The following is a 228-nucleotide window of genomic DNA, read 5'->3' on the forward strand; positions in this document are numbered from 1 at the left end:
AGAAGAGCGGGACGGGTCTGACGGAATCCCAGTGGCAGGCTTTCCGGAAGCTGGCGCTGGATTCTTTGGGGTACAAAGGGAATTGGACCCACGGGGAAATAACGTTGGATTTCACGGTAAAGAAAGAAACGCTGTATGCCAGCGTCAGGTCCGAATCGAACTATACCATGGCCAGCCTCTCCCCCGGATAAAGCCGGTCAAACCAGGAAAAAAGGTGGCGGTTCCGCG

1 pseudogene is annotated in these 228 nt (G+C 55.3%); it reads left to right on the forward strand.

What is annotated here, in order from left to right:
• Positions 1-191: pseudogene (locus tag KVT34_RS31580) on the forward strand (O-methyltransferase); the annotation flags it as partial.
• Between the last annotated feature and the right edge of the window lie 37 nt (positions 192-228).

It is taken from the genome of Paenibacillus sp. GbtcB18 (assembly GCF_019091125.1).
Taxonomy (GTDB): domain Bacteria; phylum Bacillota; class Bacilli; order Paenibacillales; family NBRC-103111; genus Paenibacillus_F; species Paenibacillus_F chitinolyticus.